The organism is Paenibacillus sp. CF095, from assembly GCF_900101225.1.
Lineage (GTDB): Bacteria > Bacillota > Bacilli > Paenibacillales > Paenibacillaceae > Paenibacillus.
In genome coordinates this window covers 1,620,893-1,644,580 of sequence record NZ_FMZN01000001.1, presented here as the reverse complement: position 1 = coordinate 1,644,580, position 23,688 = coordinate 1,620,893, and the positions used below count along the sequence as shown (strand labels likewise).

At 44.9% G+C, this 23,688-nt stretch carries 14 protein-coding genes; 9 read left to right on the top strand and 5 right to left on the bottom strand.

Features of this window, described 5'->3' with window-relative positions:
* Positions 1–49 precede the first annotated feature (49 nt).
* The 3 genes from BLS69_RS07215 (at position 50) to BLS69_RS07205 (ending at position 8,760) form a co-directional block, all read left to right on the top strand.
* Positions 50–1,582: a response regulator gene (locus BLS69_RS07215; RefSeq protein WP_091029841.1), complete on the top strand. Its 1,533-nt coding sequence runs from the start codon at positions 50–52 to the stop codon at positions 1,580–1,582.
* Between the two features lie 300 nt (positions 1,583–1,882).
* The gene (locus tag BLS69_RS07210; protein WP_091029839.1) at positions 1,883–6,469 is read left to right on the top strand and encodes an S-layer homology domain-containing protein; all 4,587 of its coding nucleotides are present in this window, start codon (positions 1,883–1,885) and stop codon (positions 6,467–6,469) included.
* 179 nt (positions 6,470–6,648) lie between these two features.
* Positions 6,649–8,760 carry an alpha-galactosidase gene (locus tag BLS69_RS07205; RefSeq protein ID WP_091029837.1) on the top strand — a complete coding sequence of 704 codons (2,112 nt, stop codon included), beginning with the start codon at positions 6,649–6,651 and terminating at the stop codon, positions 8,758–8,760.
* Between the two features lie 68 nt (positions 8,761–8,828).
* On the opposite strand, the gene BLS69_RS07200 is transcribed toward BLS69_RS07205, so the two are convergent.
* The gene (locus BLS69_RS07200) at positions 8,829–10,586 is read right to left on the bottom strand and encodes a cache domain-containing sensor histidine kinase (RefSeq protein ID WP_176872630.1); all 1,758 of its coding nucleotides are present in this window, start codon (positions 10,584–10,586) and stop codon (positions 8,829–8,831) included.
* A 223-nt stretch (positions 10,587–10,809) separates the two neighbouring features.
* On the opposite strand from BLS69_RS07200, the gene BLS69_RS07195 reads away from it, so the two are divergent.
* The 5 genes from BLS69_RS07195 (at position 10,810) to ilvD (ending at position 17,027) form a co-directional block, all read left to right on the top strand.
* Positions 10,810–11,766: an ABC transporter permease gene (locus BLS69_RS07195; protein ID WP_062322050.1), complete on the top strand. Its 957-nt coding sequence runs from the start codon at positions 10,810–10,812 to the stop codon at positions 11,764–11,766.
* Positions 11,767–11,794: 28 nt separating this feature from the next.
* Positions 11,795–12,685 carry a carbohydrate ABC transporter permease gene (locus tag BLS69_RS07190; RefSeq protein ID WP_029880772.1) on the top strand — a complete coding sequence of 297 codons (891 nt, stop codon included), beginning with the start codon at positions 11,795–11,797 and terminating at the stop codon, positions 12,683–12,685.
* Between the two features lie 132 nt (positions 12,686–12,817).
* The gene (locus BLS69_RS07185; RefSeq protein ID WP_091029833.1) at positions 12,818–14,422 is read left to right on the top strand and encodes an extracellular solute-binding protein; all 1,605 of its coding nucleotides are present in this window, start codon (positions 12,818–12,820) and stop codon (positions 14,420–14,422) included.
* 232 nt (positions 14,423–14,654) lie between these two features.
* Entirely contained in the window at positions 14,655–15,320 is a 666-nt protein-coding gene (locus BLS69_RS07180; protein WP_091029830.1) for a GntR family transcriptional regulator, read from the top strand.
* Positions 15,321–15,335: 15 nt separating this feature from the next.
* Positions 15,336–17,027, top strand: a complete 1,692-nt coding sequence (ilvD, locus tag BLS69_RS07175; RefSeq protein WP_091029827.1) for a dihydroxy-acid dehydratase — start codon at positions 15,336–15,338, stop codon at positions 17,025–17,027.
* A gap of 453 nt (positions 17,028–17,480) precedes the next feature.
* On the opposite strand, the gene BLS69_RS07170 is transcribed toward ilvD, so the two are convergent.
* From BLS69_RS07170 to BLS69_RS07160, 3 genes are all read right to left on the bottom strand, one after another.
* Positions 17,481–18,332 (bottom strand): oxidoreductase, encoded by an 852-nt coding sequence (locus BLS69_RS07170; RefSeq protein ID WP_091029824.1) that lies wholly within the window; start codon positions 18,330–18,332, stop codon positions 17,481–17,483.
* Between the two features lie 90 nt (positions 18,333–18,422).
* Entirely contained in the window at positions 18,423–18,791 is a 369-nt protein-coding gene (locus BLS69_RS07165; RefSeq protein ID WP_091029823.1) for a MerR family transcriptional regulator, read from the bottom strand.
* Positions 18,792–19,000: 209 nt separating this feature from the next.
* Positions 19,001–19,795: an AraC family transcriptional regulator gene (locus BLS69_RS07160; RefSeq protein WP_091029820.1), complete on the bottom strand. Its 795-nt coding sequence runs from the start codon at positions 19,793–19,795 to the stop codon at positions 19,001–19,003.
* 218 nt (positions 19,796–20,013) lie between these two features.
* Here BLS69_RS07160 and BLS69_RS07155 point away from each other — a divergent pair, with 218 nt between their 5' ends.
* Complete coding sequence (locus tag BLS69_RS07155; RefSeq protein WP_091034864.1) at positions 20,014–22,254, top strand: helix-turn-helix domain-containing protein; 2,241 nt, start codon at positions 20,014–20,016, stop codon at positions 22,252–22,254.
* A 129-nt stretch (positions 22,255–22,383) separates the two neighbouring features.
* Here the strand turns inward: BLS69_RS07155 and BLS69_RS07150 are convergent, their stop codons facing one another.
* Positions 22,384–23,268, bottom strand: coding sequence for a carbohydrate ABC transporter permease (locus BLS69_RS07150; protein WP_091029818.1), 885 nt, complete (start codon positions 23,266–23,268; stop codon positions 22,384–22,386).
* Positions 23,269–23,688 lie beyond the last annotated feature (420 nt).

Here is a 23,688-nt window from a genome sequence, read left to right as displayed (position 1 = left end):
GGGAAAAACATATAATAGAGACAGAAAGATACAAAGGGAGGGGACGTTGATGTACAGTATTTTTTTGGTAGACGATGAAGAACTGGGACTTGAGATGATGAGGGATTATATCCGTTGGGAAGAGATGGGTATCTATATCATGGGAACGGCGAGTAACGGCAGGGAGGCCTTGGAGAAAATTGAGGCCACCCAGCCTGATATCGTTCTTACCGATGTTCAAATGCCGATCATGAACGGTATTGATCTGGCGAGAAAGATACATGAGAGCTACGACTCGATCCAGGTGATGTTTCTGACCGGACACGATGAATTTCAATATGTAAAATCAGCTATCAACGTAGGCGCCGTGGGATATATGCTAAAACCTCTGGATTTAAACGAAATTGAAAGCGTTGTCAGTAAAGTTAAACAGCGCTGTGACGAAGTTGGAATTAAGAACCGTTCCATGGAGGCGGCCAAAGCCAATATCCTGAAGGAGTTATCTTACGAAAAAAATGAGGATCGTGCTATGGATCTCGCTTTTAGTTTCAGCCGTCTAACCCGGCAACCTGAGACCACCCGATATGCAATGGCCTTGTTTAGTATCGATCCCAAGGAGGCCGAAGGAGAACAGCAAAGTATGGAGGAATGTACAGGTCGTCTGGTGTCTTTTCTCGATCATTTCTTCAAGGCGAAGAACCTGAAAGCGATCTTTGTGGATTACAAGGAAGGAGAGACCGGTGTATTTATGGAAGCGGCCCAGCAGCCGGGACATTATGCGTGGGAGGACTTGGCTGAGGCTATCCGTAGTGCCCTGGATTTTACGGTGACGGCTGCTGTAGGCGGACAAGAGACCGCGTTATCCCATATTCACTGTCTGTACGAAGAGACACGAACCATCTTGAATGAGCGTTTCTATGAAGGTACAGGCACAATTATTCATGCTGGGACCGTTTCGAATCAGTTTTATACAGAGCATATGCCCCCTTTTGACCAAAAGGAATGGTTCGATTCCATTAACCGACTGGATTTTGAATGGGCGGCACAGAAGCTGCACGGGTATATTGAGGGATTGCCAACACTGAGAGTCAAGAAAAAAATCATCTGCGACTGGTCGATAGATCTCGTGAATGAACTGCTGGAGCAGCTTCACAAACCTGTTCCGAAGCGGGCTGAGCTGTATCATTCCATCTATAATGCGCTGACTCTGCATGAGATCGAGGATCTGATTCTCGGTACTGCGGAAGATGCGGTGAGCATGCTGGGTGAGCGGTTTATGGACAAAAATGCAAAATTGATTCACAAGGTCCGTACCCTTATTGATCAGAATTACAATCAGCCAATTACCATCAACAGCCTGTCTGATCAGGTCTATTTGTCGCCGAACTATTTGAGATCCATCTTTAAGGACAAAACAGGGATGACAATTCACGATTATCTGACACGCATCAGATTGGATAAAGCCAGGGAACTACTGGCAGACGGCTCGCTCAAGATTCACGATATCGCGCAGACCGTGGGCTATGAGAGTACATCCTATTTTATTTCTCTATTCCTGAAGACACAGGGCGTAACACCCAACGAATACAGGAAAAGTATGTGACGATAGAGACTGTCTGGTAATGATGATATTGATGCTCTGTTTTCCTTGAACATGATTTGAATAGTCTCCCTCTTACTAACCTGTGATATGGCAAATGAAAGAGGCTTTCCTGTATGAATAGTAACATTGTGGTATGGAACATCCCCCTCCTCCTTTTTACAATTAGCCATATAGGAAAGAAAGGAGGAGAGAGGGGATTTAACAGCTCTTTATGAAAGCGATTACAGACAATGGCTGTGAACCACTGCAGGAATAGGCATAGGGAGATCTAACTCAATTATTAGAAAATGGAGGCATGTTATGTTGGGACGGATGATGAAAAAAGGATTTGTGTTCTTTATCATTTTTTGCTTGGTAGTTGGCGGAGGCCAGTTCGCCCGAACAGCTCACGCCGATGATATGAATACCTATGAAGCCGAGGCCGCGGGGAATATTTTGCTTGGCAACGCGCAAATCTCTGATAGCCCGGCAGCTTCAGGCGGCAAAAAGGTCGGAGGCATGTACCAAGGCAGTTCCTTGCAATTTAACAATGTCACTGTAAGTGAAACAGGATATTATAAAATTTCCGTTTACTACATTTCAGGTGATTCGCGGCCATTCAATATTAGTGCGAACGGCGGGGAGAAACAATTTGAAGAACCGTCCAAGACAGTCGACTGGGATACGGTGGGAACATATGATGTGACCCTTCCGTTGAATGCTGGAACCAACACAATCCTGATTGATGACAACAACTGGTATTCTCCCGACATCGACAAGATCGTGATCCGCGGTTTGGACAGTAGTCCTCCAGAGGAAGGAGGCGGAGACGACTGGAAGAAAGATTTGCATGGTGCAATTATTGAGGCAGAAGCGGCCGACAATATTTTGAAAGGCAATGCCAAGGTGGTGGACAGCAGCATTAGTTCGGGTGGGAAGAAAGTAACCGATCTGAACAAAAACAGTTCACTGCAATTTACGAATATCAACGTACCAGCAGATGGTACATATTTGATCCGAATATCTTATATTTCTGGTGATCAGCGACCTGTATATATGCAGGTGAACAATGACACGGACGAGATGATTGATCTGCCCAAAACGGCAAGCTGGGACACGATTGGCACGTATGATGTGGAGGTATCTCTTCATAAGGGTGTCAATACCATCACGTTCTCGGATCATGACTGGTACTCCCCTGATTTGGACCGAATTGAAGTGATTCCGTATACAATTAGTTATGAAGCCGAAGATTCGGACAATACGCTGACTGGTGAAGCGCGTGTAACGGACAGCCCCTCAGCATCAGGTGGCAAAAAGGTCGGATATCTGAATGGCGGGAGCTCCTTAACATTCAATAAGATTATAGCCCCGATGACAGGTAATTACCGTGTTACGGTTGCCTATTTTTCCGGTGATCCGCGCAGTTTCTATGTCCGCGCAAATAACGGGGAAGAGCAGTTTCACGACCTGCCCAAAACACCGGATTGGGATACGGTAGGTACGTATGATCTTACACTCCCATTAACTGAAGGCGAGAATACGATTACCTTTTCAGACAACAATGGCTATTCTCCCGATCTGGACCGGATTATCGTAGAGCCTGCGATAGAGACAGAACCCGAAAATCCAGGTGAAGGAGATGACGATCTGGGAACACCGGGTGACTCGCAACGATACGGGGATATTACGGTGACTGATTACACTCATGGTCTTTTGGTATCGAACGGACAATACGAAGTGTCTTATAATACCCAGACTGGATTCGTCGGCTATAGCTGGGCAGAAGGACAGAAGATGCGGGGGATTTTCAGCAGCATTAAACTTGGTGAGAGTCTTGTGGAAACCAAAGGTTATGAGAGTCATGCGAGCGGTGGAGCACCGCTGGAGATTCAGGATGGATTCGGCAAAGGCATTGAGTTGAGCTTTGTTCATACGTCAACTGGCAAACCAACCATGAAGCAGGTCTATCGGTTTTATGAAGATAAATCGTATTTCCTCAACCGTCTGGACGCCATCAGTAATACAGAGATCCAGAGTAATTACATGTCACCAATTACGGTTAAAAATACGGGCGGTGTGGATATCGGCGTCAGCTCGGATAATCGTGTACTGACAGTGCCATTTGACAATGACGCTTGGATTCGCTACAAATCTCAAACGATGAACCGGGCGGATACCAGCTATGAGATGACAACGGTATTCAATAACTCGACACGTAACGGTCTGGTGATCGGTTCAGTAACCCATGACACCTGGAAGACCGGTATTGACTGGAAAGGCTCAGCTAATCGTCTGAATGAATTTGCTGTGTATGGTGGTGCAGCGAGTGACGTTACTCGCGATACTCAGCCACATGGCAGCCTGACTGGTACTGAACTGTCCTCACCACTGATTATGGTAGGTGGTTTCAGTGACTACCGTACAGGACTTGAAGAATACGGTAAAGCCAATGCGATTATTACACCTCCGCTGGCGTTGAATCCGGAGCTACCACAAGGTGTTCCAGTAGGTTGGAATAGCTGGGGAGCTTATGATAGCGGGCTTTCGTATCAGAATATAGTAGATGTGTCCAATTATTTCAAGAACAATCTTAAGAAGTTCAACAATAACGGCAATGTATTCATTAATATGGATTCCTACTGGGACAATCTAAGTGATGCTGAGCTTGCCCAAGCCGTATCTGTCATTAAGGATAATGGTCAGCATGCAGGCATCTATTGGGGACCATTTGTGTATTGGGGCAACGATATGAGCCAAAAAGTAGATGGCACCAACGGGCAATATACGTATGGTGATATTGTGCTCAAGGATGCTGAGGGTAAACCTCTGCCGACACTGGATGGAGCATATGCACTGGATGTGACACATCCGGGGAGTCAAATGCGCATGAATTATTTTCTGGATAAGTTTAAATCACTTGGATTCACTTTCATCAAACTGGATTTCCTAACCCACGGCTCACTGGAAGGTCAGCATTATGATACAACCGTGACGACAGGAATCCAGGCTTACAATGAAGGGATGCGTTATGTCGAAGAGCGATTGGATGGGAAAATGTTTATTAGTGCGTCCATTGCACCGATCTTTCCAAGTCAATATGCGCATAGCAGACGGATCTCTTGTGACACCTATGGCAAAATCAATGAGACGGAGTACATGCTCAATTCATTGACATATGGTTTCTGGCAAAATGGAACGATCTATTCTTATACAGACCCAGATCATTTGGCATTAAGCCGTGCTTCAAGCTTGGAGGAAGCCCGCAGCCGGGTGAATTCCGGTGTAATTGCCGGCACGGTGATGATGGATTCCGATGATGTGAACGATCCCAAGGCACAGGAATACATGACAGCATTGTACAATAACACGGATGTTCTTCAGGTGGCGCTGAAAGGCAAAGTATTCAAGCCGCTTGAAGGAAATACGAATGCAAATGCCGCAGATACGTTTGTTCTGAAAGACGGCAATGATTATTACCTCGCCGTATTTAATTACAGCGCCAATAGTTCAGCGAACAAAACGATTAATCTGGGTCGTGCCGGATTGAATGAATCCAAAACCTACACGTTAAAAGACTTGTGGACAGGTGAATCTTCGTCAGCCACGGGTGCATGGTCCATCTCGCTGGGACCGGCTGAATCGAAATTGGTTAAAGTGACCGAAAAACCAGTCAATCCAGAAAATCCAGGCAACCCAAGTAATCCAAGCAATCCAGGTAATCCTGGCAACAATGGTAATAACAGTAATACTAGCGGGAGTGGGAACTCGGGCAACAGCGCGACTCCGCAGAACGATACAGCAACACGGGTCATCACAGCCGATATGCTGAAGGTGGACAGTGGGGCAGGGAAAGTCGTTATAGACATCGAGGCTGGTACTCAGGAGCTGCAACTGTCATCGGCTGTCTTACGCCAACTCGGCAACCATACACTGGAAGTAAAATCAGTAAAGCTAACCCTACAAATACCTGCAAGTTTGTTCCAACAGCTATTGAGCAAGCTACCAGCTGGGCAACGGGAAGATAGTACGATTTCCTTGAAAATGCTTGCCCTTGGCAGCAAGGCCCAGGAGGTCATTGCTGCAGTGAAATCATCCTCCTGGTCAACGGTTTCCCTTAAGGGAGAAATCGTTGAATTCAGCCTTTCGGCAACAACCAAATCAGGTACAACCGAAATACTTTCTTCGTTCAATCACCCGGTTACGCTGAGCCTGGCAGCGGCTGAAGGCTTCAACGTTAAGCAGGGAGGAATATATTATATTAACGAAAATGGGACATTGGAATTTCTCAAATCAGATAACGTGAATGGCGTATTAACGACTAAAGTGAGCCACTTCAGCAAGTATGCCGTTCTGGAACTGGATCGGACGTTTACCGATGTTCCGGCCAATCATTGGGCCAGCACTGTAATCAAGGAGTTGGCAGCAAAGGGCTATGTTGAAGGCACACATGTAGATCAATTTGAGCCAGGACGCGCTGTCACCCGCGCTGAATTCACCACTATGCTCGTTCATTCCCTGGGACTGACTGTAGCAGGGGAAGTACACTTTACAGATGTAGCGACAGATGCCTGGTACGCGGAACCCATCTCGATTGCGATCCAAGCTGGTATTGTAAACGGCCGAAGCGCAGCCCGTTTCCAACCGGACGCACAGATTACTCGTGAAGAAATTACGGTGATGCTGATGAAAGCTTATGAGCGGAATGTTGGGAAAGTACCGCCTGTTGGTTCTACAGACATCTTGTTTACAGATATGGCTCAGGTTTCTTCATGGGCAACGGCTTCGGTGAAGGATGCAGCCCGATTGGGACTGGTTCAAGGCCAAAGACAGGGACAGTTTGTGCCTAAAGGGATTGCTTCCCGGGCAGAAGCGGCTCAGGTCATTTATAACCTGATTTTGAAGTAAGCTTTAAGGCTGCGAATTATATCGCAGCCTTATTTTCATAACTTTGAGATGACAGATGATTTCCCCTATGGATTGTAAGATTGCGATATGGCTAATCCGCCTGCTGCTTCCTACAATAATATGTATGTTCACAACACACAGCATATAGGTACCATAACCGGAACCTGAAAGGGGTAAACATGACGATTCAATATCATGAACAATTGCGTATATTTGCAATACAGACACAACATTCATCCTATATTTTCGGAATTAATGAGAGAGAGCACCTTCAGCATCTGTATTGGGGAGATCCAGTGAGTATCGAGGACAGTGTCCCTTTGCTCCATCTACAATCCCACAGCTCTTTTGACGCGGAAGTGGAAGGAGAGGTGGAGGAGTACAGCTTCTGGGGAGGCGCATCTTATACAGAGCCATCTCTGAAACTGCGCATGTCTGATGGTGTCCGCGATCTTCAGGTTAGATATGACTGTCACGAGATCATTGAACAGGATGGCAGACAGACGCTGATTATTACGTTGAAGGATCAGGTGTATGCACTTGAAACACAGCTGGTATATCGGGTCATCCCGGAATTCGACCTGGTGGAGCGGTACGCTAATATCGTAAATAAGGGACAGGAGGATATCGTGCTGGAAAGCATGCAATCCGCAGCCTGGACCTTGCCATATCTCCAGGATTACCGCCTGACCCATGTTACGGGGAAATGGTCAGGTGAATTCCAACTGCGCAATACCATTTTGACAGAGGGAAAAAAGGTACTTGAATCGCGGAGAGGTTTCACTGACGGTCATGCCAACCCATGGTTTGCGATTGATGATGGTCTTTCAACCGAAACAGGTGGCGGAGTATGGTTTGGGGCACTGGCTTGGAGCGGTAACTGGAAGATTGTTGCAGAGAAGACGCCATTCACACATGTGAGGGTGACAGGTGGCATCCATGATTTTGACAATGAATGGTTGCTGGGTGCGGGCGAGACGTTTGAGACGCCTGTCTTTGTCGGCGGATTCAGCCCTGAGGGCTTTGGCGGCATGAGCCATCGCTTGCATCAGTACCAATACAATTACATACTGCCGCGCAGTGAAATCGGAAAAGTGCTGTACAACTCCTGGGAAGCTACTTATTTCGATGTTAACGCCCAGGACCAAATGGCACTTGCCGAAAGGGCAGCCAAAATGGGTGTGGAACTATTCGTTGTGGATGATGGCTGGTTTGGGCAGCGGCATTCCGACCGTGCGGGGCTGGGCGACTGGAACGTGAACAAAGAGAAGTTCCCGAACGGACTTGTTGAGCTGATTGATCGGGTTCACGGACTTGGGATGGAATTCGGCATATGGGTGGAGCCGGAGTCGGTTAACCCGGATAGTGATCTCTATAGAGCACATCCGGACTGGGTATATCATTTTGAGACCCGGGGACGGACGGAGCTTCGCAATCAGCTGCTGCTGAACATTTCCAAGCCGGAGGTCAAGCAATACATTATCGATTTTATGACCGAACTGCTTGGTAATCATGAGATTAAGTTCATTAAATGGGACATGAACCGGACGATCACGGAGCCGGGCATGAAGGGTCACCCCAATAACCGCCAGAAAGAAGTATGGGTAAGGCATGTCCAGAGTCTCTATGATATCTGGGCACGGCTCCGAGCCAAGTTCCCGGATGTAGAGTTTGAGACATGCGCAGGAGGCGGCTCAAGGATTGATCTGGGCATCTTCCGTTATGCCGATCAGTCCTGGCCGAGTGATAACACGGATGCGTTCGACCGCCTAAGCATTCAGGAAGGTTTCTCGTATACGTACGCACCACGTATGATGACCTGTTGGGTAACCGAGTCACCTACAGGAATGAACGGTCGAAACGTCTCGCTGAAGTATCGTTTCCACAGTGCAATGATGGGCACGCTTGGTGTCGGCTCCAATCTGAACGAGTGGAGTGATGAATGGATTGAACAGTCCGGGGAATTCATCTGTCAGTACAAATCCATTCGCCACCTGGTGCAATTCGGCAGACAATTCCGCCTGACTTCGCTTCGCCATAAGGGGGTTACTGCTGTCCAGTACAGTGATGCCGCCGCAAGTGACCATGTGCTGTTCGCTTTTCTTCACTCGCAGAAGCTGGGTGAACCGTTGCCTAGACTCCGTTTGGCAGGCCTTCAAGCTGACAAGACCTATCTCATTGAAGAACTGGGATTAACGGTCAGTGGCCGTGCGCTGATGAACATCGGGGTGGAGCTGCCTCTGCGCGGCGATTTCGACAGCCTGGTGTATCGTATTCGTGAGCAGGTATAATAGGATGTTGTAGAACGGTTTAAAAGGAGCGCTTTGCAGGCCGATAACGGCTGCATCGCACTCCTTTTTTATTGGATCTCTTTTTGTGGCAAACGGATCTGTACGGTAGTTCCCATACCAAGTTTGCTATACACTTTAACACCGTAGTATTCACCAAATTTCAGCTTAATCCGCCGATCCACATTTGAAATGCCATAACCCCGTCCTTCTTTCTCTTCAAACAAAGCCTCAAGCTTCTCTCGCCGCATGCCCATTCCGTCGTCTATAACCGATAAGATGATACTATTGTTCTCGATGACACCCTTGATATGGATATTTAGAGGCCGATCCTGATTCCAAAGAGCGTGAATCACTGCATTCTCCACAAAAGGCTGCAGCGCAAGCTTCACGGTCGAGTAAGGCAGAATCGATTGATCTATCGTGTAGATGATGTTCAGCTTGCCCTTAAACCGTATAAGTTGAATGGCATTATAACTCTTGGTCAGTTTCAGCTCCTCATTGATGGTCAGGATGCTCTTTCCTTTGTTCAGGGATATCCGATAAAACTTGGCCAGATGAAGAACCATATCCTGAATCTGTGGATCCTGATGCTTCACGGCCAGAGAAGAGATCGAACCGAGTGTATTATACAGAAAGTGAGGATTGATCTGAGCTTGAAGCAGGTCCAGTTCGGCTTCCTTGCTCTGCAGCTCTTTCTGGTAGACTTCTGTAACCAGACTTTTCAACCGAGTTGTCATCTGTTCGAATGCAAAGTGAAGCTGTCCGATCTCATCACTGCCCATTTGCTCCTCATGAGTAGGGTTGAAATCCCCCCGCTCAATCCGCCGAATCATCCGAATTAACGTCCTGATGCGATTGCTAAACAGCGAAGCAGTAATATAGATGAGCAGCAGCGCCACGCCGATGAAGCCCAGAGAAATTTTGATAATGAGCTGAGAGAGGGATTTAGCATCCTTGATAATACTGTCATACGGAAAAATGGACACCGTTCTCCAGCCATTTTTGAGCGTGTTATAGACGGCTAGAGCCTTCACGCCTTGATATGTTGTATCAAATCTGCCTGAAGGCGTCTCTTCCAAATTCTGATGAAGCAATTCGGGCAGACTTGTATTGATTAACTGTTTGTCCGCTGAAGACAGAATCATACCCTTGTCATTGATAATAAAAATATCTTTGCCACCTGCTTCTTTTTCCATGAGAGAATAGATGACCGACTCGGAAATTTGAAAGACCAGCATCCCGTAGGGGTACTGATTACTATTGTTGTTCAGCAGCCGGGCGAGTGTAAACATGGCAGGTCCGTTCTCTGTCTGCGGCGTGGAGAGATGAATAATGTTTCCATAGGATTGCTGCAGCTTGTGAAACAGTTCCGTGTCCTGAACTTCCGGTGTGATCGGCCGGATATAATAATTGTCTTTGGGCAGCGACGGATTATCCGAATAAATGAATGCGCTATCAAAATCAGGGTAGGCAGCCATCACGGTGTCGATTCGATTGCCAATATAATTATAGACATCCAGATAAGATGGATCATCCTGATACTCGTTTGTGAGGTAATTGGCAAGGCGGTTATCCAAATAAATGGAGGCGGAAATGTGTTCGTAGCTATCCAGTTTGTTCTCCAGATTTTTAGTGATCTGAGCCGTTGAGTTTGTCATGTTGATGTAGATCTGCTCAGTAAGCTTCGTTTTGGTGAGCTCATAGGAAAAATAAACCAACAGCATCATCGGAATGATCGTGACCAGAACAAATACCATAAACAGTTTGGAACGAAAACTCAGGTTTACAAAAGGCATGTACATAAATTTTCTATAAAATTGGCGCATCCGGAAGCCCTCTCTTGACTGAATATTCGTTGCACAGTTCATCATAGCAGAGTGAATATGGAAATCCAATCCTCTCTTTGCACAAAAACATCTTTAAAAAGCGGTATCTTTCGGAGAATTCAACTATGGCGAGTAATCCGTGTCAAATTTATGATGAATAGGAGAGAAGTTGAATCAAGATATGGCTGACCATGCTGCTGTATAGAAAAAGGGAGGGTACTTAATGCATAAGGTAAGCGCTATCAAAACAGTCAGGAGCAATAATCTGATAAGCAGACTAAAAGAGCAAAAATGGTTATTCGTGCTTATGCTTCCTGCCTTCATTGCGACATTGCTATTTTCCTATGGTCCGATGTTTGGACTATATATGGCGTTTACAAACTATCAGCCGGGTGGGGGATCGTTCTTACATCAGTTCTTCCATGCCGAATTTGTAGGTTTCCAGTGGTTTGAGTATTTCTTTACTACAGGGGATTTCTATCGGGTTATGCGTAATACGCTAGCGACAAGCTTGCTGACACTGTTCTTCGGATTTCCTGCGCCAATCATCCTCGCGCTTGTACTGAATGAAGCGAGACAGGGATTTTTCAAACGTTTTGTACAGACGGTTTCTTATCTGCCGCATTTTATCTCATGGGTTATTGCAGCCAACATTGTGATTACGCTGCTGGCTTCGGATGGAATGCTTAACAATATTCTGGTTCTGCTGGGCATTGTCAAAGAACCAGTTGCATTTTTGCAAAACGGGCCTCTGTTCTGGTGGATTATCGCATTGTCGAACATGTGGAAAGAGATGGGATTCAGTGCCATTATGTATCTGGCCGCAATCGCTTCCATTAATCCGGAGCTCTACGAAGCGGCCAGGGTAGACGGAGCCAGCCGATTCAAGCAAATGTGGCATATAACACTGCCGTCCATGCGCCCTACAATTGTCATATTGGCTATTCTCGCGGTCGGAGGCATTTTGAATGCAGGATTTGAACAGCAATACCTGCTGCAAAATAATACCGTGCTTGAATACTCCGAAGTTATTGATATTTACGCCTACAAATACGGACTACAAAACAGCATGTTCTCTTACGGGGCTGCTGTGGGAATGTTCAAATCCGTTGTTGCCTTCATTCTTGTCCTTATCGTGAACCGGATTTCCAGAAAAGTGAACGACCAGGCGTTGTTCTAACTACAAAAGACAGAGGGGAGCGCTTGTAATGATTCTGAACCGATTCGGGGATCGTATTTTCAAAATTATTGTATATTTCATTCTTATTCTCGTATTACTGGTTACATTTCTTCCGTTTTGGAATATACTCGTTCTTTCATTGAACAGCGCGGAGGATACGGTGCGAGGCGGCGTTTATCTGTGGCCCAGAGATCTGACCTTGGACAGCTATCAGCAGATTTTGAAAGATAGCGAGATTTTAAACGGGTTGTGGGTAACCGTCAAACGAACGCTGATTGGGGCACCGCTATCGGTTCTCGTCATTACGATGCTTGCGTATCCGCTAAGTCGGCGGAATCTAATTGGTCGCAAAGGCTGGAACCTGTACTTTATCTTTACCATGTATTTCAGTGGCGGCTTGATTCCGTTCTACATGGTGCTTAAGGCGCTGAATATGATCGATACCTTTTCGGTGTTCATCTTGCCAAGTCTGATGAATGTCTTCTATATGATCATTGTCCGTACTTTCATGGAACAGCTACCCCATGAGATTGAAGAATCGGCGAGAGTAGACGGGGCTAACGATCTGACCATTTTCTTCCGAATTGTGATGCCGCTGACAACACCTGTACTTGCAACAGTGGGACTTTTTCAAGCGATCGGGCATTGGAATGCGTGGTTTGATTCCTATGCGTTCACCTATAGTTCGGATCTGAAGACTCTGCAAGCCGTGCTCGTGAAAATATTAAATCAGTTTCAGACCGGTGGCATGATTTCACAAACGCAAATGCTGGCCAACTCGGCCAAACGAAATGCCGTTTCCAGCGATACCATTCGAATGGCTGCTACGATGGTAGCCACATTACCAATCGTGATGGTGTATCCGTTCCTGCAAAAGTACTTTGTTAAAGGTATGACTTTGGGAGCGGTAAAGAGTTAAGCAATTCCATGATCCGGTTGTGGGACGGACTCGTCCTGCGACCTCTCCTGAAAGGGGGTGGGCCAAGATTGTTTTGTAATTGCTCGATCATGCACTTTAGGAATTTATTCATTGGGAGGAATCAGGGTGTCAATGATAAAGACAAAAAAATGGATTACGATGGGTATGACTGCTGCATTAGTCGTTGGTTTGTTAGCGGGCTGCTCCTCTAACGATGGAGAGAACAAAACAGCAGGTAAAGATGGGGAACAAGGCCCGATTACGCTGACCTGGTTTGATGGCAATACCAAAGGAGAACCATTTACCGATGCAGTTGCCCAGGAAATTACCAAAAAGACGGGCATAGAGATCTCCATCCAGCAGCCAACAGGTAATCCAACGGAAAAACTGAGCCTGATGCTCGCCAGTGGGGACTATCCGGATGTGGTAGTCATGAGCCGGGGAGATGCTTCCCTCGACAAATACATTTCAAGCGGGGCATTCATTCCACTGGATGAGTTAATTGAGAAATATGGTTCTGATCTGAAAGAAATGTACGGAGACACCTTGACCAAAACACGCAATACTGACGGCAAGAACTACTATCTGGCAAACTGGTATGGACTCGACAGTGATCCGGTCTTCGGTATGTTGATGAGACAAAGCCTGTTGGAAGAGTTTCTTCCGGACAAAGCAGATGGTTCAAAGCCTCTCACAACAGACGAATTCGAAGCACTCCTGAAAAATTTTAAAGAGAAATACAATACGATTGATGGCAAAGAATCCATTCCGATGACAATGAACGGGGAGAACATGGGCGCAAATCTGGGCACATTCAAAGGCATGTGGGGCTTAAAGACGTATTATGACAACAACGGACGTCTGCAATATGATGTCAAGGACCCCAAATATCGCGAGATGCTGTTATACATGAATCGCTTATATAGAGAAGGTCTGATCGAAAAGGAATTTGCGATCAGCAAAACACAGACATGGATTCAAAAGCTGACGACTGGAGCGGTATTCGCTACCCCAGGTGCATATTGGGACCCGGGGAACGGGAATGCGGCCCTGAAGAAGGACGGCGGGGAAAAGAATCAACTCTTTGCTTACAAAGTTGTTGCTCCAGGTGTAGATCCGGCTCAAACGACGTTTGGCCCAAGAAGTTCGCTTGGATGGGATGCGATCGCAATTACCAAAAACAACAAACACCCGGAAGAAACGATAAAGCTGTTTAATTATCTGGCGAGTGATGAAGGACAGCATTTGCTGCTGTGGGGCAAGGAAGGCGAACAGTACACCATGGTGGATGGCAAGCGGCAACCGAAACCTGAATTCCTGCAAAGCTTCAAGGATAATTGGGATGATACGGTGAAGAAAAGCGGCGTTCGCAAATGGTTATGGTTTATCAAAAATGGTCTGGACCCGAACGGACAGCCGTATGACATGGCGGTTAAATTCCAGCGCAGTGAAGTGGATGAACTGGCCATTAAGAGTCTGGGCGATTCCGTATGGGATACAGCACAGTATGACAACCTGAATCCGGATGGGGGAACACCTCAAGCGCTGACGGCCCAGAAAGTGAAGGATATTATGGATCAGAGCATTACGAGAGCCATTATTGCCCCAAGTGAGGCCGAAGCCAATTCCGTATTCGACAAGATGTTGGAAGATATGAAAAAAGCCGGTGATGAGAAAGTGGAAGAGATCATCAACGAGAAATATGCTCAGCGTATGGAGCTGTGGTCTTCGAAATAATTGGAAATCAACTTATAAATAAACGCTTATATCAAAAACCTAAGTTTTCTTAAACCCGTTAATCTGTGATTTGATGAGATTAACGGGTTTTTATCGGGATAAAATAGATGGGGTACGGCAAAGCAATGTTTTTTGTCCTTAATGGAGCGAGTAAAAAATGAAATAATAATTGCTTCTCGATTGTGTATGCGATATATTGCATATAAGAATAATTGTAATGAGGATGAAAACAATGCCAATTCCTAAAGATTTTTCCTTACCAGTCCGTATGTCCGCAAAAGAAAGAGCGTTTTCTCAGATTCAGCGATGGATCATTGATGGAACACTGCAACCAGGTGAAAAGCTTATTGATGCGGAAATGGCTGAATCGCTTGGAGTCAGCCGGACACCGATTCGGGAGGCATTTCAGTTACTCGAAGTTCAAGGCCTCGTGTCCATGCATCCAGGAAAAGAAACAAAAGTAACGAATATTGAGAAAAACGATATTTTTAAGATGTATTCAACGATGGCTGCTCTTCAGGCCTTAGCTGCTGAAATCACCGCCCAAACTATTGTTCCAGAACAGATCGAGAAACTAAGATCCATAAATTTGGAATTCGCAAGTTCTATTAAAAATGGACAAGTTTATCAGGCTATGGAGGTGGATGAGCAATTTCATAATCATATTGTGGAGCTCTCAGATAATCCTTATGTAGCTACATTTAATACATCTCTTCAGATTCACATTAGGCGATTTAAATACGTATTTTTAAAACAACCTATTACGGCTACACTAGCTTCAGTTGAAGAACATGATCAGATTATTAAAGCTTTTGAAGGCAAAAATAGCAACGATGCCCATAATTTAATGAAACAAAATTTTATTCGACCGATGCAGGAACTGAACGAAATACTTTGAAATGAGGGAAGAAACATGGAAAATAAAAAAGATCTTCGCATTCGAAGCAAGGTAATCAGTGAAGGTGCTAACCGGGTACCGAACAGAGCGATGCTGCGTGCAGTTGGATTTCAAGATGAGGATTTTAAAAAGCCAATGATCGGAATAGCAAGTACGTGGAGTGAAGTAACACCGTGTAATATGCACATCAATGATTTAGCGGTGCAAGCTAAGCAGGGCGCACGTAATAACGGCGGTGCTCCACTAATTTTTAATACGATTACCGTTTCTGATGGGATCTCGATGGGGCATGGCGGGATGTTGTTCTCGCTACCAAGTCGGGAAGCTATAGCTGATTCAATTGAAATAGTGACCGGAGCCGAGCGTTTTGACGGCGTGGTTGCGATCGGTGGGTGTGACAAGAATACGCCTGCATGTCTGATGGCTATTGGACGGATGAACATTCCTTCCGTTTATGTATATGGAGGAACCATTCAACCGGGTAATCTCGATGGTAAAAATGTAGATATCGTTTCGGCTTTTGAAGCCGTGGGTCAATATCAAGATGGGAAAATAACAGATGAACAGCTGCATAAGGTCGAATGCAGCGTTTGTCCAGGTCCAGGGGCTTGTGGCGGGATGTATACCGCTAATACGATGGCGGCAGCTGCGGAAGCAATGGGCATGTGTTTACCTGGTTCTTCTTCAACATCAGCCATTTCAGCCGATAAAGCATTGGAATGCGAAGCAGCCGGTAAGCAGGTCATCTCACTTCTTGAACAGGAAATCTACCCAAGAGACATTATGACGAAGAAAGCATTTGAGAATGCAATCACGGTTGTTATGGCTCTAGGCGGGTCAACCAATGCATTTCTCCATCTGCTAGCGATTGCGCACTCGGTTGAAGTAGATCTAACCCTGGATGATTTTGAGCGTATTCGTTTGCGTGTTCCTCATTTGGCGGATCTGAAGCCAAGTGGTCAATATGTCATGCAGGACTTGAATGATATTGGTGGTGTTTCCGGGGTAATGAAGCTATTGCTTGCTGAGGGTTTACTTCATGGGGATTGCCTCACCGTAACAGGTAAAACGTTAGCGGAAAATTTAGCGGAATCTGCTCCACTTGAAAATGATCAAGAGATTATACGACCGCTCAATAATCCACTTAAGCCAAATGGACCACTGGTTGTACTTCGAGGAAATCTCGCCCCTGAAGGCGCTGTTGCGAAAATGTCAGGCATGAAGATCCAACAGTTCTCTGGCCCGACTAAGGTGTACGATAGCGAAGATGAAGCGACAGAAGCGATCATGAATGATGAAATTCAAGAAGGGGACGTATTGGTCATACGCTATTGTGGACCGAAGGGTGGACCAGGTATGCCTGAGATGCTTTCCGTTACAGCACTCATTGTAGGGAAAGGTCTCGGTGGGAAAGTTGCTCTCATAACAGATGGTAGGTTCTCGGGTGGCTCGCATGGATTTGTAGTCGGCCATGTATCCCCTGAGGCACAAGTAGGTGGACCGATCTCTTTGCTCCAAAATGGAGATATTATCACCATTGATAGCGACATTCAGGAAATTAAGGTTGAAGTGCCAGAAGAAGAGTTGGCCGCTCGAGCGCAAGCTTGGGTACAACCGCCACTGAAAGTGAAATCCGGTGTACTTGCCAAATATGCTAAATTAGTTTCCTCTGCTTCTAAAGGGGCAGTAACAGATTTGATGGAATAAACAAATAAAGTATACTTTTTGTAAAGATTAAATTTTTATACCCCCGTTAGTTTCATTATTTAAAATTAACGGGGGTTTTTTTTGTTTAATAATGGGCTGTGTACTGAGTTTATTAGACGATTTCGAGGGATAAGACATGTTCCCATTAAATTCGCTATATTAGCGGCTTTTTTTGTTTTATCGGTACAAGTTCTTGTTGCCGGTGACTATACTCATATTAACTGAGGAACGGAATATAGATACATTCCATGCCATATGAATTTTGATTATACGCTGGCTGTTTTTTCTTAGTACATGTTTATTGTTATACTATGTGTTCCAGCCTTACACAGTCAAGATACTTGTTCAGTATAAAAAAAATTTTTGAGCATTCTGAATTTTCCAGCTGACTCCAGTGAGTGTTGATACACATCAAAGGGCAGAAGACACAATTCGTCAGCCACTCTTTCAAACCTATACATTTATTTTTTTGTGATCAGCGTTTAACGTTGTTTCTTTCCATTTTTCTATGCTCTCAAGCATGTTATTAAATTTATAGATTGCTGCATCATAGGCTTGTTGTCCAAGTAACAAACGAAGAGGTGGTTCTGCAGTTTCTACAACTTTAATAACGGCTTCAGCAGCCTTTAGAGGATCTCCAGCTTCTTGACCAGCGCCTAGTTGAATACCTTGCAGCATTTGTCCAACAATGGATTCTTTAAGCTCAGGTATGCTTGTCTCTGTTTTGGCAGAAGAACGGCCACCCCAATCCGTACGGAAGCTACTTGGCTCCATTAAAGTCACGTGAATATTAAAAGGCGCTAATTCTTGAGAGAGGCTCTCAGATATTCCCTCAACAGCATATTTCGTAGCATGATAATACCCGAGAGTTGGGAAGGAGGTTAAGCCGCCAATGGATGAGAAGTTTATAATGTGTCCGCTTTTTTGAGAACGCATATGAGGGAGTACCGCATTCGTAACATGCATGAGCCCCCAGAAGTTAATCTCGAACATTTTACGCGTTTCTTCCTCTACACTTTCCTCAACAGAGCTGAAATAACCGATACCTGCATTGTTTACGAGCACATCAATACGATTAAACTTCTCTATTGTACGGTCAACCGCATTACGAATCTGCTCCGAATTAGTAACGTCGAGTGGGAGAGCAAGCACCCGATCTTCATGCCCCGCCGTAAGATAGGTTATCTGATCAACATTACGGGCAGTTACTACGACCTTATAACCTGCATCAATCGCTTGCTCCGCAATGTGTCGACCAAATCCTGTTGAACATCCTGTGATAAGCCATACTTTTGGTTCTGACAATGTAATCACTCCTTCAAGGTAATAACTTTACTTTAATTCTTAAAGTTAACTTGAAGTCAATACTAATTTTGAATACTTGATTTCAGGAGTTTACTTCATCTTCTTATACATCAAAACATCGTAGATCGCTATCTTGCGAATGATCTTCTCCAGATGGAATTGCGTCTGAGCCACGGTACGTTCCACTCTGGTTTTATGCATAAGCAAAAATTCTTTTCTGGCATCCAGAGAAGGATCGCCTTGTCGAATCAGCTCCGTGTAAGCCTTAATATCTTCAATGGACATTCCCGTATCTTTTAAAGCGATAACCAGTTCAAGCCACTCTAAAACCTCGTTCGAATATTCTCTTCTACCTGAAGCATTCCGTTCAACGTTTGGTAAGATGCCTTCTTGTTCATAATAGCGCAGAGTGGAGGGGCGTAAACCTGTGATCTTCTCAATTTCGCTAATACTGTACATACTAAGATCCCCTTTCTCAGTTAAAGTTAACTTGAAGTAAATTGTATCTTTTTCATGAAGCAAAAGCGAATTCCCCGTCACTTGGTATAGTCTATTTATTGTTCTCTGTCGCATCGATCTCTTGAAATTCCCCATGCTTCAATCCAAACTTCTCCATCATATCCAAAATGGGCAGGAAATCTTTCAAAAACCAGATGATTGTTCTTCATTCATTTTAGATAATTACTTACATTGTTCTTAAAATCTCGTGGTGTCATGCCGTAAATCGCTTGGAACACCCGATTGAATGTACGCTGGCTATCGAATCCTGCATTCATCCATACTGTTGTCAGAGGTGCATCTGTTGTACGAATTAACATGGAAGCATATTCTACCCGAAGCATCGATAGATAGTTTCGCAGGTTCATTTTGAATCGCTTGGAGAAGATGCGAGAAATATAATATTTGCTTACGTTAAACTCGAAGGCAAGAGTGTCTAGGGTGATGGGTTCGGTGAAATGTGTTGCTAAGTATTCCATCAGCTTCTTGGATAAATCCTGTACGGGAAGTTGCTGTACTTGTTCAAATTCAATTTCGCGTATTAGATGCGCGATGATGATGTGAGTCCAACCAAGCTTAATGGCATAATCATCATCCCGCTTCACGTTCTCAAAAGCGACAGCAACGTCTTCATGAACATATGGTTTAGTGATGATGGGATTCTTGGGATGGAAGCGAGTCAGATCAGGAAACAGACCGCCTAAGAGCTTGGGATGGACAATAATTAATACCTCCCTCGTAGAGGAATGCCCAGTTGTTTCGTAACGGTGAACCATATCAGGGAATATCATTGCTGCATCACCTTCGTGCAAATCATACGTTTGATCATTCACTTCAATCCGTTGAGACCCTGAAATGACATATAGAATCTCAAGATACCCATGCATATGTGGAGGGAAAGAAATCTCCTTCAAATTCCGGATAACCGATAATTCATCCTTACGAATCTCATAAAAAGGTAACATCCGTCTTAACCTCCAGTGCAATTTTTGGCTAGTTTTAAATTCTTTATGTCTATATTCTTGTTAGATGCCATGATAAACTTCTAGTGTGACGAGTTATACAAAGGCGCAGAATTTTTATAACAGGGTAAAATGCAAGCGATTACATGGTTGCCATGGGGATTATTAGAGAATTGGATGCAGATCTGATGTACCAATTCAAACAGATGGAGGAGCTGGACATGCGAAAAAGTAAAACGTTTACGAATATCTTTGTCTCGATCCTACTCCTTAGCATCGGACTCGTTGTAGGCTTTGGAAGTTATATCTATATTGCAACTACAAAATCGGTAATAGAGCGTGTAAGCGAAGGGCACCAAAGCTTAATTCTGCAGGTGAGAAATACACTGGAACAAAAAATTCAAACCATTGAATATGCATTTGCCACGTACAGCACGACGCCATCGTTTCGTAAGGTCATTAACAGTCCATTAAGCGGGCAAGATTATGAAGCTTACCGAGAACTCAATTCCCAGTTAGGGTATATTGCGACGATGGGGCTTGATGGCGTGCAGTATTCGCTTGTGAGTCTGAAGCAGAATTGGAGCCTGTCTAACGGATCGTTAACACGAATAACAGATGAAGAGAAGCAACAGATGCAAGCCTTATTCGCTGACCCGGAAGGCAATAACCTCTATTGGACCAAAACAAAGGAAGGTCTTCGATTGCTGCATGCTTTACCGATGTATTCGAAGGACAAAGAAGCCATTGCGATGTCGGATATTTCTTTGCGAACACTGAATCAATCCCTACAGACGCAATCAGATGCTCCTATCTACATTTTGAACAAACAGGGTGAATTGCTTTATGCAGCTCTAACCGAACAAAGCCCTATATCTGCTGAGCAAATGAGCTTAATCAGCAAACAAATAGTTAATGAGCCTCCTTCAGGACAGATTACAATTCCTGCTGCATCGGGTGATTCAATTATGGGCTTGTACGCCCGTTCTACTTATAATGGATGGACTTATATCACACTTCCGAATCAAAAAGAAGTCAGCCAAGCCCTATCATCGACCCGTTTGGGTTTAATTGTAATGGGTGCCGTCATTATGGCTCTGATGATCATTCTTGCATACATTATAGCTTTAAGGCTTGCCAAGCCCGTTCTTCAAATTCAGCATAGTCTTGGCGGACGTGCTGAGAGAACGGTCAGGGACGAGGTCGGTTGGATCATTCAGTCGATCCATTCTATTGTTTCAGAGAAACAACATCTCGAACAGCTTATCCATCTTGAAAAGCCTAAACTTGAAACACAATTTGTTCTAAATGTACTACAGAATAGGTTAACCAGGGAAGAGATCCATAGCTATCTCGAACGATTCGCGTATACGAAGATGCACAACGAGAAATATGCGACCATGTTGATTCAGATTGACCGTCCCGGGAAAGGCCCGCTGGCTGATAAAGATACACTGCTGTTGGCCGTTAATCAGTTAGTGCAGGAGATCATCCCCCCGTCCCAACGGATGTTACCCGTCGTGTTGAATGAACGGACACAAGCAACGATATTATCCTTTGCTTCCAGTTCTTCCGACAATCGAGAAGTGATGATGCAATATGCCAAAAGGGTCATCCAATTGTCGCGTGAGTATTGGTCTGCTTCAGTCAGCGTGGGCTTTAGTGGTCTATATGAGGACCTTATGAATACACGGGAAGCCTGTGATATGAGTCTTGAAGCATTGTACCAGCGCCTTAAGTTAGGTAAAGAGTCAGTTATTTTCTATGAGGATATCTTACGTGTTGGCAACGGGCCAACCTTACTTCACTACCCTACAGAACTGGAGAGCCGGTTGTTCGATGCCATACGTCTTGGAGACAGAGAAGAGGTGACGCGCACGTTATACCCGCTGTTAGCGGATATGATGAAGCATAGCCTTAATCCAATGAATCTGGAGATCACATTGATTCGATTCGTGAACAATTTGATTCAGTTGGAGCAGCTGATTGGTACGGACGTGTTGCTTACACAGAGTAACGGCACATTGTATCATCGACTGCTGCATACGCTGAATCCGGAAGAAGTTGAGCACATTCTTGTTCACGAAGTCATTTATCCTATGGTAGATAGTATGCAGGAGAGAGCCAGCCAACAGTTTCGCACACTTGCAGATCGAATGGCGTCTATTGTACGCACGGAATACGATCAGGACTTGTCACTGGAATCCATAAGTGAACGATTGCATTATACGCCGAACTATCTAAGTAGCATTTTCCGTAAAGAATACAATATGACTTTTAGCGAGTACTTAATGAATATCAGACTAGATGTAGCAAGGAAATGGTTGGTGGACACGAACATGCCCATTAAAGATATAGCCGAACGACTGGGATATCAGAATTCCCAGAACTTTATACGTACTTTTCGAAAAAAAGAGAATCTCACCCCTGGTGCATATCGAAGGTTGCGGATGGATAGCTGAGCATCCCCGTACATGTTAGCAGTATCAGATAATCCGTAAGCAGCATCGCAATTCAACTCCATCTCATGTAAGCATAAATCCCCTCAGGTTGATCCCGAGGGGATTGTTATTTTCAATATGTGCCTCATCTCAACCTTTCACTGAACCAAGTAAAGCCCCTTTGGTAAAGTGCTTCTGCACGAAAGGATACGCAAGCAGCATCGGTACAGTAGCTACAACGATGACACTCATCTTAATGGTCTGAGATGGAGGGACAATGTCTACAACTGAGCTGTTGCCATCCATGCCACTGGATACAATTACAATCTGGCGGAGCAATACTTGTAGCGGCCACATCGTGGATTCGTTGAGGTACAGGATCGCATTCATATACGTGTTCCAATAGGATACGCCATAGAACAGGGATAAGGTAGCAATGGAAGGTAGAGCCAGTGGGATCATAATTTGTAGCAGAATCCGAAAGTCGTTGGCACCATCAATTTTGGCAGACTCCTCTAGGCTATCCGGTAACGCCTGGAAGAAATTGCGCATGATGATCAGATTGAATGCATTGATCGCAGTAGGGATAATCATGGACCAGTACGAGTCGATTAATCCAACCGCTTTCACAACTAGGAAGGTAGGAATCATACCACCGCTGAACAACATCGAGAAGACGACCAAGAAATTGATAAAGTTCCGTCCTAAGAGATATCTTCTTGATAACCCATAAGCCATAAGTGCCGTCAGCGTCATACTGACAATGGTTCCTGCCAGCGTGATGAAGATGGATACGCCGAGTCCTTTGAAGATGGTAGGTGTGGAGAAGATGTAACGATAGGCATCAAGCGAGAAGGATGTCGGAAACAGAATAAACTTCTTCTGCACAATCTCCTGCGTGGAAGCGAAGGAACTGGCAACGACGTTTACGAAGGGTAATAGGCAGGCCAGAGAGAAAAGAAGCAAGAACGTATAATTCATTACATTGAATATGACGCCACCGAGTTGTTCCTTTTTAACATTGTGTTTGGACATCTGATATGTTCCTCCTTGTTAAGTAGTGATTCTCCCTTACCATAACAAGCGAAGAATATTACGTACATAATCCTGACCTACTGACTTGAAATGGAACGTTGTAGTGATGCAAAAGCATTGAAATACCATGATAATCCATAGTACCAATAATAATCATGATCTACGATCTGCATCTGTTCATCTGGCCTTAAGCCGCGCTGGACGGGGAATCCTTCAACTACAATAGCTAATGATTATGTACGGAATCTCTTTCATCTAATATGCTTAGGAAGCATTCAACTACACCATCCCAAACAAGGAGGTCAGCAAGCAGTGAGAGAATCTGAGCCCTCAGTCGTTTCGTTGCAACACAAAGCATATCGGAATACAGGATTAGGTCACTATTTGAGAAACGCTGCATCCAACAAGCTTCTTTATTTA

Excerpts from the sequence above, each read along its gene's own strand:
- BLS69_RS07195 (WP_062322050.1), top strand. The coding sequence starts at position 10,810 with ATGCATAAGGTAAGCGCTATCAAAACAGTCAGGAGCAATAATCTGATA.
- BLS69_RS07165 (WP_091029823.1), bottom strand. The coding sequence starts at position 18,791 with ATGTACAGTATTAGCGAAATTGAGAAGATCACAGGTTTACGCCCCTCC.
- BLS69_RS07215 (WP_091029841.1), top strand. The coding sequence starts at position 50 with ATGTACAGTATTTTTTTGGTAGACGATGAAGAACTGGGACTTGAGATG.
- BLS69_RS07200 (WP_176872630.1), bottom strand. The coding sequence starts at position 10,586 with ATGCGCCAATTTTATAGAAAATTTATGTACATGCCTTTTGTAAACCTG.
- BLS69_RS07190 (WP_029880772.1), top strand. The coding sequence starts at position 11,795 with ATGATTCTGAACCGATTCGGGGATCGTATTTTCAAAATTATTGTATAT.
- BLS69_RS07155 (WP_091034864.1), top strand. The coding sequence starts at position 20,014 with ATGCGAAAAAGTAAAACGTTTACGAATATCTTTGTCTCGATCCTACTC.
- BLS69_RS07210 (WP_091029839.1), top strand. The coding sequence starts at position 1,883 with ATGTTGGGACGGATGATGAAAAAAGGATTTGTGTTCTTTATCATTTTT.
- ilvD (WP_091029827.1), top strand. The coding sequence starts at position 15,336 with ATGGAAAATAAAAAAGATCTTCGCATTCGAAGCAAGGTAATCAGTGAA.
- BLS69_RS07185 (WP_091029833.1), top strand. The coding sequence starts at position 12,818 with ATGATAAAGACAAAAAAATGGATTACGATGGGTATGACTGCTGCATTA.
- BLS69_RS07180 (WP_091029830.1), top strand. The coding sequence starts at position 14,655 with ATGCCAATTCCTAAAGATTTTTCCTTACCAGTCCGTATGTCCGCAAAA.
- BLS69_RS07160 (WP_091029820.1), bottom strand. The coding sequence starts at position 19,795 with ATGTTACCTTTTTATGAGATTCGTAAGGATGAATTATCGGTTATCCGG.
- BLS69_RS07205 (WP_091029837.1), top strand. The coding sequence starts at position 6,649 with ATGACGATTCAATATCATGAACAATTGCGTATATTTGCAATACAGACA.
- BLS69_RS07150 (WP_091029818.1), bottom strand. The coding sequence starts at position 23,268 with ATGTCCAAACACAATGTTAAAAAGGAACAACTCGGTGGCGTCATATTC.